Annotated in this window: 13 protein-coding genes; 9 read left to right on the forward strand and 4 right to left on the reverse strand. The window is 72.7% G+C overall.

The window, feature by feature from the left end:
• Positions 1–13: 13 nt before the first annotated feature.
• Genes AB1207_RS09535 through AB1207_RS09560 form a run of 6 tightly spaced genes read left to right on the forward strand, consistent with a single transcriptional unit; the run spans position 14 to position 6,692 of the window.
• The gene (locus AB1207_RS09535) at positions 14–715 is read left to right on the forward strand and encodes a GntR family transcriptional regulator (RefSeq protein ID WP_380172387.1); all 702 of its coding nucleotides are present in this window, start codon (positions 14–16) and stop codon (positions 713–715) included.
• 60 nt (positions 716–775) lie between these two features.
• Entirely contained in the window at positions 776–2,500 is a 1,725-nt protein-coding gene (locus AB1207_RS09540; protein WP_367637878.1) for a GH39 family glycosyl hydrolase, read from the forward strand.
• Complete coding sequence (locus AB1207_RS09545; protein WP_367637879.1) at positions 2,497–3,330, forward strand: aldo/keto reductase; 834 nt, start codon at positions 2,497–2,499, stop codon at positions 3,328–3,330. The genes AB1207_RS09540 and AB1207_RS09545 overlap by 4 nt, the downstream gene beginning before the upstream one ends.
• 44 nt (positions 3,331–3,374) lie before the next feature.
• Positions 3,375–4,319 (forward strand): carbohydrate ABC transporter permease, encoded by a 945-nt coding sequence (locus AB1207_RS09550; RefSeq protein WP_367637880.1) that lies wholly within the window; start codon positions 3,375–3,377, stop codon positions 4,317–4,319.
• A complete protein-coding gene (locus tag AB1207_RS09555) occupies positions 4,316–5,206 on the forward strand; it encodes a carbohydrate ABC transporter permease (RefSeq protein ID WP_367637881.1) in 891 nt (296 codons plus the stop codon). The genes AB1207_RS09550 and AB1207_RS09555 overlap by 4 nt, the downstream gene beginning before the upstream one ends.
• Before the next feature lie 46 nt (positions 5,207–5,252).
• Complete coding sequence (locus tag AB1207_RS09560) at positions 5,253–6,692, forward strand: ABC transporter substrate-binding protein (RefSeq protein WP_367637883.1); 1,440 nt, start codon at positions 5,253–5,255, stop codon at positions 6,690–6,692.
• A 10-nt stretch (positions 6,693–6,702) separates the two neighbouring features.
• Here AB1207_RS09560 and AB1207_RS09565 read toward each other — a convergent pair whose 3' ends face one another.
• Both AB1207_RS09565 and AB1207_RS09570 read right to left on the reverse strand, forming a co-directional pair.
• Positions 6,703–7,875: a zinc-dependent alcohol dehydrogenase gene (locus AB1207_RS09565; RefSeq protein ID WP_367637884.1), complete on the reverse strand. Its 1,173-nt coding sequence runs from the start codon at positions 7,873–7,875 to the stop codon at positions 6,703–6,705.
• Complete coding sequence (locus tag AB1207_RS09570; RefSeq protein ID WP_367637885.1) at positions 7,875–8,402, reverse strand: hypothetical protein; 528 nt, start codon at positions 8,400–8,402, stop codon at positions 7,875–7,877. Before AB1207_RS09570 ends, AB1207_RS09565 begins: the two co-directional genes overlap by 1 nt.
• A 168-nt stretch (positions 8,403–8,570) precedes the next feature.
• Here AB1207_RS09570 and AB1207_RS09575 point away from each other — a divergent pair, with 168 nt between their 5' ends.
• The 3 genes from AB1207_RS09575 to AB1207_RS09585 all read left to right on the forward strand — a co-directional run bounded on the left by AB1207_RS09575 (position 8,571) and on the right by AB1207_RS09585 (position 11,067).
• The gene (locus AB1207_RS09575) at positions 8,571–8,717 is read left to right on the forward strand and encodes an antitoxin (RefSeq protein ID WP_367637886.1); all 147 of its coding nucleotides are present in this window, start codon (positions 8,571–8,573) and stop codon (positions 8,715–8,717) included.
• Between the two features lie 124 nt (positions 8,718–8,841).
• Positions 8,842–9,780, forward strand: a complete 939-nt coding sequence (locus AB1207_RS09580; protein ID WP_367637888.1) for a hypothetical protein — start codon at positions 8,842–8,844, stop codon at positions 9,778–9,780.
• 75 nt (positions 9,781–9,855) lie between these two features.
• Positions 9,856–11,067: a hypothetical protein gene (locus AB1207_RS09585; RefSeq protein WP_367637889.1), complete on the forward strand. Its 1,212-nt coding sequence runs from the start codon at positions 9,856–9,858 to the stop codon at positions 11,065–11,067.
• A 24-nt stretch (positions 11,068–11,091) separates the two neighbouring features.
• On the opposite strand, the gene AB1207_RS09590 is transcribed toward AB1207_RS09585, so the two are convergent.
• Entirely contained in the window at positions 11,092–13,197 is a 2,106-nt protein-coding gene (locus tag AB1207_RS09590; protein WP_367637890.1) for an ATP-binding SpoIIE family protein phosphatase, read from the reverse strand.
• 36 nt (positions 13,198–13,233) lie between these two features.
• Positions 13,234–14,127, reverse strand: a complete 894-nt coding sequence (locus AB1207_RS09595) for a LysR family transcriptional regulator (RefSeq protein WP_367637892.1) — start codon at positions 14,125–14,127, stop codon at positions 13,234–13,236.
• Positions 14,128–14,141: the final 14 nt, after the last annotated feature.

A 14,141-nucleotide genomic window follows, 5' to 3' on the forward strand; every position in this document is an offset into this window, starting at 1 on the left:
GAGGCTGTCTACGATGACGCTCGTGGATCAGACGAGGACCCGTCGTGCACCGGCGCCCAGCCGCCAGATGCTCGCGGACCACGTCTACGACGCCGTGCTGGACCTCCTCATCGACGGCGAGCTCAAGGCCGGTGCGGCGCTGGGGATCGACGGGCTCGCCCGCGAGTTCGGCGTCTCGCAGACCCCCGTCCGCGAGGCCCTCGCGCGTCTGGAGTCCACCGGGCTCGTGCGGCGCACCGCGCTCAAGGGGTACCGGGTGGCGCCCGTGGCGACCCCCGAGGAACTCGTCCGCCTCATGCAGGCCCGGCTCGTCCTGGAACCCGCGCTCGCCGAGATGGCGGCCGAACGCCTCACCCCGCAGGTGCTGGCCGACCTCGAACAGGCCGTGCACGACCTCGCCACCGCCCCGCTGGGGCCCGCGTTCCACGAGTTCCGCCAGTACTGGGAAGCCGACGAACGCTTCCACCGCATCATCGCCGAGGCCACCGGCAACGAGTTCCTGCTCTCGGCCTACCAGGCCCTCGGCGGCCAGATCCAGCGCTTCCGCCTCTTCGGCGGCGGGGGCGTCACCGACTCCGACCACTGCGTCGCCGAGCACACCCGCGTGCTCGAGGGTCTGCGCACCGCTGACCCGGCCACCGCTCACGCGGCGATGGCCGCCCACATCACCGAGGCGCGCGACCGCGCCCTCGGGGCGTACGACGCCCCCGCCTGAGCACCTCGCACCCGACTCGCCGGTCGTCACCCGGCTGAACCCTGCCCTGGAGGGCCCACCATGAGCACCAGCACTGCTCACAACCCCGGTCTGTCGACCGACACGAACCACTTCCCCCGCTCCGCGCCGAGCGACCCGAACGCGCCGCACGTCGAGTCCGCCACCGTCGTCGTCGACGCGGCCAGCGACCGCGGCCCGCTCACCCGGTTGTGGGAGAGCATCGGCTACGACGAGATCAACTGGACGTACACGGCCACCGGCCGGACCCTCCTGAACACCTTCGGCGACCTGTCGCCGCGGCCGTTCCTCATCCGTCCCCACTACGTCTTCTGCTCGGGTTCCGGGTTCGGCATCCCGCACTGGGGGAACGGCAACGTCTACCACGAGGACGCCGACGGGAACCCGTACTACGACTTCACCATCGCCGACCAGACCTACGACGCCATCGTCGAGGCGGGCCACCACGTGCTCATGGAGATCGCGTTCACCCCGCGCGACCTCCTGCCCCCGGAGGCCGACGAGCTGACCGTCGTCCCCAGCCCGACCGTGTACAGCAACTACGAGGCCGGCGCCTGGGCGTACCCGCCCAAGGACTACGAGAAGTGGCGCGGTCTCGTCGCGGCCCACGTGCAGCACTGCGTCGAGCGCTACGGCGTCGCCGAGGTCCGCGAGTGGCTCTTCGAACTCTGGAACGAACCGGACATCTTCTACTGGAAGGGCACCCCGGAGCAGTTCTGCGACCTGTACCGCGTCACGGCCGAGGCCGTCCGCAGCGTCCTGCCGGACGCGAAGGTCGGCGGGCCCGCGGTGACGGGTGGTGGGGTGGAGTTCCTGCGCACTTTCCTGTCGTACACCTCCGAGCACGACGTCCCCCTCGACTTCGTCTCCTTCCACACCAAGGGATCGGCGTTCACCCCCTGGCGCGTCTACGGCCCGACGGGTGCGCCCGCGCCGGAGAAGCAGAACCCCTCGACGCACAAGATGCTCTACGAGATCCGCCGCATGCAGCGCGTCGTCGCCGAGTTCCCGCAGTACCACGGCCTGCCCGCCATCGTCGACGAGTGCGACGCGGGCGTCCCCGCGCACTACAGCGTCTACGACAACGCGAACTTCCAGTTCCAGAACACCGAGTACTACCCGGTGTTCCAGGTCAAGCTGTTCAAGAAGATCCTCGACCTCAACGAGACCGAGACCGTCACGGTCGAGCAGGCCACGTCGTGGAGCTTCTACTTCGAGGGCGAGCGGTACTTCGAGGGGACGCGGGCGTTCCTCACCGCCGGCGGGATCGAGAAGCCGCTGCTGAACGCCTACCGCATGGTCTCCCGCCTCGGCGGCCGCCGGCTCACCGCGGTGTCGGACGCCATGAGCCCGGTCGAGGACCTCGACGCCGGGGACGGCCGCAGCATGGCCGAGGAGGTCGACACCCTGGCCTCCGCCGACGCCGCCGGCCGCGTCAGCGTCCTCGTCTGGCGGCACACCGACGACCAGTACCACGAGGACACCCGGTCGACCCCGGTCGCGCTGCGGGTGGAGAACCTGCCCGACGGCACGTACTCGCTGCACCACCACCGCATCGACGCCACCCACAGCAACGCGCACACCGCGTGGACGGAGCAGGGCAGCCCGCAGAACCCGACGGCCGAGCAGCTCGCCGCGGTGAAGGCCCGGCAGGGTCTGGAGGAACTCGAACCCGCCCGCGACGTCACCGTCAGCGGGGGCACGTTCTCGGCCACCGTCGAGCTCCCGCTGCCGTCGGTGTCCCTCCTCGTGCTGGAACCGCGGTGACCGCCCCCGAACTGGACGCCGTCCGGCTCGTTGACGGCGTCGCGGTACCGCAGCTGGGGGTCGGGGTCTTCCAGGTCCCGCCGGACGACGCCCAGCGCGTCGTCGAGGACGCCCTGGACCTGGGGTACCGGCACGTCGACACCGCGGCCGCCTACGTCAACGAGGCCGGCGTCGGGGCCGCCCTGGCGGCGAGCGGGCTGCCCCGCGAGGACGTGTTCGTCACGTCCAAGCTGCGCAACGGCGACCAGGGCTACGACTCCACGCTGCGCGCGTACGACGACACGTGCACCCGGTTGGGGCTCGAGCAGCTCGACCTCTACCTCGTGCACTGGCCCAACCCGGCGGCCGGCCGCTACGCCGACAGCTGGCGCGCCCTGCAGCGGCTGCACGCCGACGGACGGGTCCGGGCGGTCGGGGTCTCGAACTTCCTCGTCGAGCACCTCGACGCCCTGGACGGGGTCCCGGCGGTCAACCAGGTCGAACTGCACCCGACGTACCAGCAGCGCGACCTCGTCGCGGCCTGCCGGGAGCGCGGCATCGTCGTGGAGGCGTACTCCCCGCTCGGGCAGGGCGCCGACCTCGCCGACCCCGTCGTCGTCGGCATCGCCGACAGCCACGGCGTGAGCCCCGCCCAGGTCGTCCTGGCCTGGCACCTCCAGTCCGGGCACGTCGTCATCCCCAAGTCCAGCCGCCGGGAGCGGCTGGCCGAGAACCTGGCCGCCGCGGAACTGGTCCTCACCGAGGACGAGCTGACGGCGGTGAGCGCGCTGGACCGGGGCCACCGGACCGGCGGCGACCCGGCCACCTTCTCGCTCAGCCAGATCCGGTAGGGAGGGAACCCTCGATGGCGAGAACGATCAGCCCGCCTCCGGCCGTGGCTCCGACGGAGCTCGCGACCAGCCGACGCCGCCCGCGCGGCGTCGACACCCGCCGCCAGACGATCTGGATCTGGGCGTTCCTGACCCCGACGATCGTCCTCTACGGCCTCTACACGCTGTACCCGATCGTGGCGAGCTACTGGTACTCGCTCGTGGAGTGGAACGGGTTCTCCTCCAGCCAGCGCTTCGTCGGGATCAGCAACTACCAGGCCGTCCTGGCCGACCCGGCGTTCTGGTCGTCGGTGAAGATCACCCTCGTCTTCATGCTGTTGGTGGCACCGGCCCGGATCCTGCTCAGCCTGCTGCTGGCCATGCTGCTCAACTCGCCCAAGCTCCCCCTGCGGAACTTCTTCCGGACGGTCTACTTCCTCCCCGTGGTCACGACGACCGCCATCGTCGGGGTCGTCATGCAGTTCGTCTTCGACCCGGCCAGCGGCCCGTTCACGGCGTTCCTCAAGGCGCTGGGGGCCGACACCGGGATCGACTTCCTCGGCGACTCCGGGACGGCCCTCGTCACGGCCGCCGCGGTGTACGTGTGGAAGTTCTTCGGGATCACGATGGTCTACTGGCTCGCCGCCCTGCAGACCATCCCGAACGAGCTCTACGAGGCGGCGCGCATCGACGGCGCCGGGTCGTTCCACATCTTCCGGTACGTCTCGCTGCCCCTGCTCATGCCGTTCCTGCTCATCATCACCGTGCTCACGGTCGAGGACACGTTCCACGCCTTCGACCTCATGCAGACGATGACGGGTGGCGGGCCGTTCTTCTCCACCGAGATCATCGAGATCTACATCTACCGCTGGGCGTTCAGCGCCTCCATCCCGCAGCTCGGCTTCGCCTCGGCGGCCGCCGTCCTGTTCGGGCTGTTCGTCATGGTCGTCGGTGCGCTGCAGGCCTGGGCGCTCGTCGTGGCACGGCGCAGCCGGAAGGAGCTCTCGTGACCACGCTCACCCGGTCCCCGCGGGCCGCAGCCCCGCCCGCCGAGTCCCTCGGGCGCCGCATCGCCCGCCGCGCGCCCTGGTGGGGTGTGCTCCTCCTGCTCGCCGTCCTCGCGCTCGTCTGGGTCTACCCCTTCGTGTGGATGGTCTCGGCCTCGCTCAAGAGCTCGCTGGAGGTGTTCACCGCCGGGCTGAAACTCGTGCCGGAGGACTTCGCGTGGGAGAACTACTCCCGGGCGTGGACCGACGCGAACTTCGGCCGGTACATGGTCAACACCGTGATCCTCACGGTGTCGACGGTCGTCATCGTCGTCGTCCGCTGCGCCCTCGCCGGCTACGTGCTCGGCCGCTACCGCTTCCGGGGGCAGAAGGTCATCGTCGGTGTCCTCGTCGCCACGCTGTTCGTCCCGACCGGCTACACGATCATCCCCATCGTCAAGCTGTCGATGGAGTTGGGGCTGCTGAACTCCCTGACGGGGATGGTGCTGGCCCTCTCGGGGGCGGCCAACGTGTCGGCCATCCTCATCTACGCCGGCTACTTCCGGCAGCTGCCCAAGGAGCTGGAGGAGGCCGCGACCGTCGACGGGGCGGGTTTCGGGCGGGTGTTCTTCCAGATCATGCTGCCGCTGTCGATGCCCGTCACCGCCACCGTGGCGCTGCTGACGTTCCTGTCGACCTGGAACGCCTTCTTCCTGCCGCTGGTGTTCTCCTTCAGCGACCCCGACCTGCGGACCCTGTCGGTCGGGATGCAGGCGTTCGTCGGGGAGAACGCCACCGACTGGTCCGGGATGGCCGCCGCCGGCGTCATCTCGATCCTGCCCATCGTCGCGCTGTTCCTCTTCCTCCAGCGGTACTTCGTCGAAGGCATCGCCGGAGCCGTCAAGTCCTAGCTCGCTCCCCACCTCCGCACGACCACTCTCGACGAGGAGAACCGTCATGCCCCAGATCTCGCGCCGCTCGCTGCTCGCCGGCAGCGGTGGACTGTCCGCCCTGGCCCTGCTCGCCGCCTGCGGAGGCAGCAGCGGCAGCGGCGCCGGCCCCGGTGCCTCCGCCTCCCTGCGGTGGTGGGACCACTTCAGTGCCCTGCAGAAGTTCCACAAGGAGTGGGCGAAGACCCAGTCGCAGGCCCTCGGCGTCGCCATCGAGTACACCTACAACGACGTCAGCCGCTCCACCGAGGCGCTGCAGCTGGCCAACCAGTCCAAGCAGCTGCCGGACATCTACAGCAACGTCGTCGGCCTGCCGCTGCCCGCGCTCGTCGCCGAAGGCTGGCTGCACGAGATCACCCTGTCCGACCAGGCCAAGGCGGCCCTGCCCGAGGGCGCCTACGCCGAGGGCATCACGACGATCGACGGGAAGCTCTACGGGCTGCCGCTGTTCAGCTACCAGCAGTACGCGGCGGCCCAGTGGTTCAACGTCGACGTCATCGGCGACGCGGGCCTGGACCCGGACTCCCCGCCCGCCTCCTACGACGAGTACCGCGCGAACCTGGAGAAGATCAAGGCGAGCGGTTCGGACGCCGCCCCCATGGTCCTGGCCCTCGGCGGCGTGGCCCGCATGCGGGAGCAGATGGACGACCTGGCGCAAGCCGCCGGTTTCCCCGGGTTCCAGGGCACCAAGTACACGACGGGCGAGTTCGCGTACGACGACGACACGTACGTCAACGCCATCGAGTTCTGGAAGGAGCTCAACGACTCCGGGCTCATCCTCGCCGGCAGCGGCAGCCTGACCGTCGCCGACGCGCGGACCCGGTGGGCCTCCGGCGTCGCCGGCTACTTCCCGGACGGCCCCTGGTGCGCGGGCGGGGCGAAGAACGTCGTGCCCGCCTTCGTCGAGAAGATGGGCGTCGGGCCGATCCTCACCCCCGACGGCGCGGCACCGACCACCTACCGCGGGACCCCGCCGTCGCAGTTCTTCATCGCGGGGAACACCAAGAACCCCGAGCAGGCCAACGCCGTCATCGAGTCGATGACGACGACGGACTACCAGAAGGGCCTGGCAGCCGGCATGGACCAGCCGCCCTTCGACCTCTCGGTGGTCGAGTCGGCCGACGTCATCGCGCCCTACAAGAAGCTTTGCGGCTGGTTCGCCGACACCGTCAAGCGGGCGCCGGAACCCATCGTCCGCAACCCGCAGATCGCCAAGGTGCAGGCGGCGCAGAAGCCCATCAGCCCCCACCTCGGCGACATCGTCCAGGGGTACCTCGGGGGCGACGTCAAGGACCTCAAGGCCGCGCTGCGCGACCTCAACGCCCGGTCCAGCGCCGACCGCGACCAGGCGATCGCCGCGGCCACGGCCGGCGGGGCCCAGGTCTCGCTCGCGGACTACGCGTTCGCGGACTGGCAGCCCGGTCAGGACTGGGTGCGACCCGCCTGAGCCGGGTTCTTCAGGAGGGGGAGAAGACGGCGCGCAGGCAGCCGTCCTCCTTCTCCTTGAAGATCCGGTAGCCCTCCACCGCGTCCTCCAGGGGCATGCGGTGCGTCGCGAGGAACGAGGTCTGCAGTTCGCCGGCGGCCAGGTGGTGCAGCAGGCGCGGGACGTACCGTTGCCCGTGCTGCTGCGCCGCCCGGATCGTCAGGCCCTTGTTGAGCACGACGCCGGTGGGGAAGGAGTCCGTGAGGCCGTAGACGCCGAGCAGTGCCACGACCCCGCCCTTGCGGCAGGCCAGCACGGCCTCCCGCAGCGGCGTCGCCCGGTCGGTCTCGGCGCGCACCGCCTGCTTGGCGCGGTCGACGACGTTCTGCAGGCCGGTGCCGTGGCCCTCCATCCCGACGGCCTCGACGACGGCGTCCGGGCCTCGGCCGCCGGTGGCCTCCCGCAACGCCTCCTGCACGCTGTCGACGTCCGAGTAGTCGACCGTCTCCGCGCCCACGTGGTCGCGCGCCGCGGCGAGGCGCTCGGGGAGGCGGTCCAGGACGATGACGCGCTCGGCGCCGAGGATCTTCGCCCCGGCCGCCGCCATGAGACCGACGGCGCCCGCGCCGAACACGGCGACCGTGTCGCCGGGGGAGATGTCGCAGAAGTCCGCGCCCATGAAGCCCGTCGGGACGGCGTCGGAGACGAAGAGCGCCGACAGGTCGTCCACGGCCTCGGGGACGGGGAAGCAGTTCACGTCGCCGAACGGGACGCGGACGAACTGCGCGTGCGACCCGGCGTACCCGCCGAAGGGGTGGGTGTACCCGTAGATGCCGCCCGAGGGGTAGCCGAGCAGGGGTTGCTGCGCCGCGGCGTTCGGGTTCGTCGTGTCGCACAACGAGTACAGCTGCCGGTCGCAGTACCAGCAGTTCCCGCACGCGATGAAGGACGGGACGACGACGCGGTCGCCGACCTTGCGGTCCCGCACCTCCGGGCCCACCTCGACGATCGTGCCCGTGAACTCGTGGCCGAACACGTCGCCCTTGCGCATGCCCGGCAGGTAGCCGTCGATGAAGTGCAGGTCCGATCCGCACGTCGTCGTGAGGGACACCTCCAGGACGACGTCGCGCGGGTTCACGACGTGGGGGTCGGGGACGGTCTCGACGGCGAGGTCGTTGACCCCGTTCCACACGAGGGCGCGCATCAGCGGTCCTCCTCCCGGGTCGTGGGCTGGGGTCCGAGGGTGGGGATCTCCCCGGTCTGCAGCAGGGCGCGCAACCGGTAGAGGACCGTGAAGTCCGCCGTGCCGCCGGGCAGCTGCGACCTCGCCCGGACCTCGGACCGGGTTCCGTCGCGGGTGGGGACGACCGTGAACTCGGCCCACGCCTCGACGGCCCGGTCGGCCCCGCCCTCGGTGTCGTCCTCGGGTTCGGCGACACCGTCCGTGGCCGTCCGCGCGAACCGGAGGACGTCCACGGTCTCGGTGAGGACCGTCTCGACGGTCTCCCCACCCAGGGTCCACGCGTAGCGGGAACCGTCCGCGGTCGCCGAGCCGAGGTCGCCGAGCAGGCGCGTCAGGACGGCGGGGTCGCGCAGCGCGGCGAGCACGCTCTCGGCCGGACGTTCCACGGTGAGGGTCTGCGAGGAGGAACCGGGGTTCGCCCTCGCGTGCGTCAGCAGCTTCGCGGCTGCGTCGCGGGCACCGGTGAGGACGTTGCGGGGCAGGGCCACGGCGCGCTCCAGGGACGAGGACGGCGGATCGGCGGCTGCTGCACCACGGGCGACGCTACGACCTCCCCGGACGGGGCGCAGCGCGGGAACCTCCGAGGTGCGGACCGCGCACCACGGCCCACACTCGGAACCGACCGGAACGACCACGACGAGACCGAGGAGAACCCCGTGCCCGACTTCGGCGACATCACCGAGAAGGCCAGCGACGCGGCCATCGACAAGGCCGGCGACGCAGCGGACGCCAAGACCGGCGGCGGCCACGCCGAGCAGGTGGACAAGGCCCAGCAGGCGGCCGACGAGAAGATCGGCGAGTGACCCTCGGGGACGCCTGACGTCCCCGGCTCCACAGGCCCGGTCCCCCGGCCGGGCCTGTGGACAACTCCCCGGGGCGGTGGTCGTGCCCGCCTACGGTGGGGCTCCGCCGATCGAGGGGAGTCCCGTGGAGGAGCAGTGCACCGTGCGCGCGGTGGACGGGAGTTTCGCGCAGTGGCTCGCCGCGCAGTTCCCGCACCTGGGGACCGACGAGCTGGCCGCCCACCTGCGCACCTGGCGCGATTCACGACGCGACCTCCTGCAGGCCCGCGGCGAGGTGCGGACGGACCGGGTGGTCACGTCGCTCGGCGACGCCGACGTCGGAACCCTCGTCCGGTGCGCGTACCGCCGGGCCGACCTCGACGGACTCGACCGACGCGCGGAGGCCGGCGCGGTGGCCGACCTCTGGACCAGGTACGTGGAGTTCCTCCGCGGACGGGACGCGTGGACGGGCGCGCCCGACGGTTGCGCGGCCCTGGACGCAGTGCTGCGGACCGCGACCCGGGACGGTCTGCTCGGCAGGGGTGCGCACACCGCACGGCTCAGCCTCCCCGTCGAGCTCTCGCCCCTGCGCCGGACCCGCGTCGTCCAGGACGCCGAGGAGGTCCTGCGTGGCCGTGCCGAGGGGACCCCGTGGTTGCGGGCGCAGCTGACCGCCCTGGGCCTGGTCCGCCCCGACGGGCGTCGCGGGGAGCAGTGGCCGGCCTGGGACTCCGCACGCGACGTGGACGCGGCCTTCGCCCGGCGCCGCCTCGTGGTCGCCGAGCTGACCCACCTCCTGCGGCACGACCCGGCCGCGGCCCACGCGCTCGCCCTGGCGACCTCGCACGTGCCCGCCGAGGTCGCGGCCGGCGGACGCCGTCTGCGGGACCTCGTCGCCACCGGACGCCTCGACGACCTCGTCGCGACCGGGGTGGTCCCGGGCCGCGGCCCGTGGCGCGTCGTCCGCGGTCTGCAGCTGTCGGTGCACGTCGCCCTGACCCGGCTGGCCGACGAGGGCGCCCTCGACCTCGACGCCCTCGACGCCCGCGCTGCTGGTCCCCGCGACAGGACGCTCGCGGGGTGAACGTTCGCGGGATGCTCACGCCGGGGGCGCCGTCGGCGGTGGAGCCGAGCGGCGCGGGGATGACAGGCTGACCCGGTGGACGACACCCTCGAACCCGCCTCCTACGCGCTCGGCCGGCAGGCCATGGCAGACCTCCGCGCCCCGTTCACCACGTGGCTGGACGAGAACGTGCACGTCGACGAGGAGGTCGGACCCGAGGCCGTCGTCGAGGCGCTCACCGTCGGCGCGGGTGGCCTGCTGACCCTGCGGCCGCAGGCGCGGCTGACCCGGCTCACCCCCGAGGACGTCGACGTCCTCGTCACCCGCGTCGTCCCGGCGATGGTCGAGGACGCCGGCACCGACGAACCGGACGAGATGGCCGAGGACCTGCAGGCCGTCTGGTGGCAACTCCTGACGTTCCTCGGGGAGACCGGCCGGTGGGAGGGGACCGCCGGCGACCTCGAGACGAACCTGACCCTCGTGGCCGGGGAACCGCCGGAGCTCTCCGAGGTGTTCGCGGCCGCCGCGGAGGACGTCGACGAGGGCGAGGAGGACGAGACGGTCCTCGCCTCGTTCCCCGTGCGGGCCGCGCAGGCCGTCCTCGCCCACGTCGGCGACGGCCTGGAGGTGCCGGACGACGCCGAGCTCGCCGGCGACGACGTCACCGCCATCCTGGCCGCCGTCGAGCACCCGGTCCCCATCACGGCCGACGCCGAGGGGGAACCGCAGGAGCTCGAGGACGTGCCGTGGCTGCGCCAGGTGGTCCTGCTCATGCTGGGCCTGGACCTGCTCGACGGGGAGGACGAGACCCTCCTCGTGCCCGGCGCCGAGGCCGACGGCTGGCTCGACCCCACCCCGGAGCCGCGCGAGCTGCGCCGTCAGCTCGTCGGGCGCTTCGTCCTCGACGACCCGGCCACCCTCGACGAGGGGTTCTCCATCGCCGAGGCCGTCCTGCCGACCGTCCTGGCCTCGGCGGTGACGGGCAAGCCCTTCGACGACGCCGCCCTGGACGCCCTCGTCGACAACGCGGCCGTGCTCGGGCCGGCGGCCGGTGTGGCCGTCGAGGAACTGCGGGAGCGGCTCTCCGACCTCGGGGCACTCGGCCTCCTGTCCGAGTCCGCCCCCTGGACCATCGCCCGCGGGTTCTGGCCGGCGATCGCCGCGGCCGTCGAGGACGAGGAGGAGGACGACCTGCTCGGCGGCCTCTTCGGTGACGGGGAACCGCACTGGCTCGAGGGGGTCATGGGGCAGCTCGGGCTCGGCGACGACCAGGTGCAGCAGATCCGGGGCCTGCTCGGCGGGCGCTGACGGGACGGAGCGCGGGGCGGGTGGTCAGTCGGACTCGACGGCGAGGTCGGCCCACACCGTCTTGCCGGCCTGGCCGACGTCCACCCCCCACGCGTCGGCGACGGCGTCGACGATCGACAGCCCCCGCCCGCCGAGCGCGTCGGGCGGGGCGTCGCGGCCGTGGGGGGACCGGGTCGAGGAGTCCTCGACCGCGATCCGCAAGCGCCGGTCCGCCCCGTCGAAGCGCAGCGCCAGACCGGCGCCCCCGTCGGTGTGCACGAGCGCGTTCGTCACCAGTTCCGACAGCACGAGCTCGGCCTCGTCGAGCAGCTCGTCGGTCGACCAGGCCGTCAGCCGGTCGCGCAGGAACTCCCGGGCGGTCGAGACGGCCCGGATGTCCGGCGGCAACCACAGCGAGGCGTCGAGGCGCCCGACGTCGGCTCCCGCGAACGTCGCCACGAGGAGCGCGGCGTCGTCGGTGAGCTCGTGCGGGATGGCCGCCATGACCGTCGTCGCCAGCTCGTCGGCGGTCGTGGCCCGGCCCGCCACCGTGCGCAACGTGTCGTGCAGCGCCCGCTCACCCTCGTCGGACCCCTCGCCCAGCACCTCCACGACCCCGTCGGTGTGCAGGACGAGGACGCTGCGGCCGAGCAGGCGGTAGCGGGTGGCGGGGTAGACGGCGCCGTGGTCGACGCCCAGCGGCGGCCCGGGGTCGACGGCGAGTTCCCGGAACCCCGCGTCGTCGACGACGAGCGGGGCGTTGTGCCCGGCCGAGGCCACCGTGAGCACCCCGGTCGCGGTGTCGAGCCGGACGAGGCAGCACGTCGCGAACCGGCCGGCGTCGAGGTCGACGAGCAGCCGGTTGGTCCGTTCCAGGGCCGCGGACGGGTCGTGCCCCTCGCTGACGTACGCCCGGACCGCGGTGCGCACCTGGCCCATCAGCCCGGCTGCGCGGGTGCTGTGCCCCTGCACGTCGCCGATGATCAGCGCCACGTCGGAGCCGTCCGACCCGTCGCCGACGGCGTCGTACCAGTCGCCCCCGATCTCCGACCCGGCCAGCGCGGGGGCGTACCGGGTGGCGACGTCCAACCCCGCGCGGTGCGGCAACCGCTGCGGCAGCAGGCCCCGCTGCAGGTCGCGGGCCAGCCGGCCCAGCGCCTCGTGGGAGCGGGACAGCGCGGCGCGGGAGGACCGTTCGGCGTCCAGCAGCTGCGCGCGTTCGAGGGCGACGGCGAGCTGGGCGGCGACGGCTGCGAAGAGGTCGAGGTCGGTGTGCTCCAGCGGGGAGCGTTCGGCCCAGTTCACGGTGAGGGTGCCGAGGACGAGCTCGTCGCGGCCCGCGAGCGGCACGACGAGGGCGACGCCGATCCGCTCGGGGTCCAGACCGGCGAGGTCGCGGTACCGGGGGATCTCGGCGCTCGTGAGGACGACCGGGCGTCCGGTGCGCACGGCCTCGCTCATGGGGGTGTCCGCCGCGCGGTCGACCCGCTGCAGCCGCGTGCGGACGGGTTCCGGCAGCGGGGGGTGCGCCTGACCCACGAGCTCGTCGCCGTCGACGACGTAGAGGGACGACGACAGGCAGTCCAGCACCTCCACGACGGCCGGCGGGATGCGCTCGGTGATCTCCGCGGTCGTGGCGCTCGTCTGCAGCAGACCCGTGACGCGTTCCAGCAGTGCGCCTCTCGACGCCCTCCCGGCCGCTGTGCGTTCGGACACCGTCAGCAGGGCGGACTGCACGGCCAGTCCCAGGCTCAGCCCGAGGACGCCCGCGGCCTCCTCCTCGTCGGCCGAGAAGGCCGTGGCGCGTGTGAGGACGAGGGTGCCCGGCGTCCCGTCACCCAGCGGGACCACGAGCGCGTGCGGGGCGGGGGAGGCCAGGCCGGGGACGTCGAGGTCGCGCTCGGCGAGGGCCCCTCCGGCCCGGGCGGCGAGCCGAGGGGGCACGTCGACGTCGAGGAAACCCTCCCCGTCGACGAGGTACAGCCGGCCGCGCGGCAGGTGCGCGGGATCGCCCTGCACGCAGACGACGCTGTGGTCGGCGCCGACGGCCGCGCGGGCGGCCCGGCCGGCCGAGCGCAGCAGCGCGGGGACGTCCCCGGCCACGTCGGGGCGCGTGACGGCCCGGAGGTGGCGGTGGAGGCCGTCGAGCACCCTCGCACCGTAACCGGATCGGCTGTGCGCTTCCCGTCAGCCGCTGGGCGACAACCCCGAGGGACCGCTGGCCAGGACGGCGCCGGCCAGGGCGCGTGAGGCGGGCCGGTCGCGCGTCTTGGGGTTCGTCAGCAGGACGAGGTCGATCTGCCCCAGCTCGGGCAGCTTGTGCTGCGCGCCGAGGGCGACGAGCTGCGGGGGGACGAGCGAGCTCGCCAGGCAGGAGATGCCGATCCCCGCGGCCACCGCAGCGATGAGGCCGTTGACGCCGCGGCACACGCACGCCGAGCGGTACCCGATGCCGACGCGGTCGAGCGCCTGGTGCATGGCCGTCCCGCTGAGCGAGGGGGAGGGGTAGACGGCCAGCGGCACCGGTTGCGTGAGGTCCAGGCGCGTCGAGGGGTTGCCCACCCACACCAGGCGTTCGCGCTTGACGAGCTTGCCCTCCCCGGACCCCCGGGGGCGCTTGCCGATGAAGATGTCGAGGCGGTCGTTCTCCAGCCGCCGGTGCAGCGTCCCGGACTGGTCGACCGTCAGCTCGAGGTCCACGCGGGGGTTCTCGGACCGGAAGTCGCGCAGGATCTGCGGCAGGCGCGTGAGGGCCAGGTCGTCGGACATGCCGATGCGCAACCGGCCGACGGGCCGGGCCCCGGTGAAGTACGCCGCGGCCTGCTCGTGGGCGGCCAGGATCGACCGCGCGAAACCGATCATGGCCTCGCCGTCCGGTGTCAGCGTCACCGAGTGCGTGTCGCGGTGGATCAGCTGGCGGCCCACGGAGTCCTCGAGCTTGCGGACGTGCTGGCTCACCGTGGACTGCCGGACGCCGAGCCGGGCGGCGGCCTGGGTGAACGAGTGCGTCTGCGCCACAGCGAGGAACGTCCGCAGCTGCACGGGTTCGAAGGTTCCCGTCGGCCCCTGTCCGGCGCTCACGCCCACCGCCCCGT

It is taken from the genome of Kineococcus endophyticus (assembly GCF_040796495.1).
GTDB lineage: Bacteria > Actinomycetota > Actinomycetes > Actinomycetales > Kineococcaceae > Kineococcus > Kineococcus endophyticus.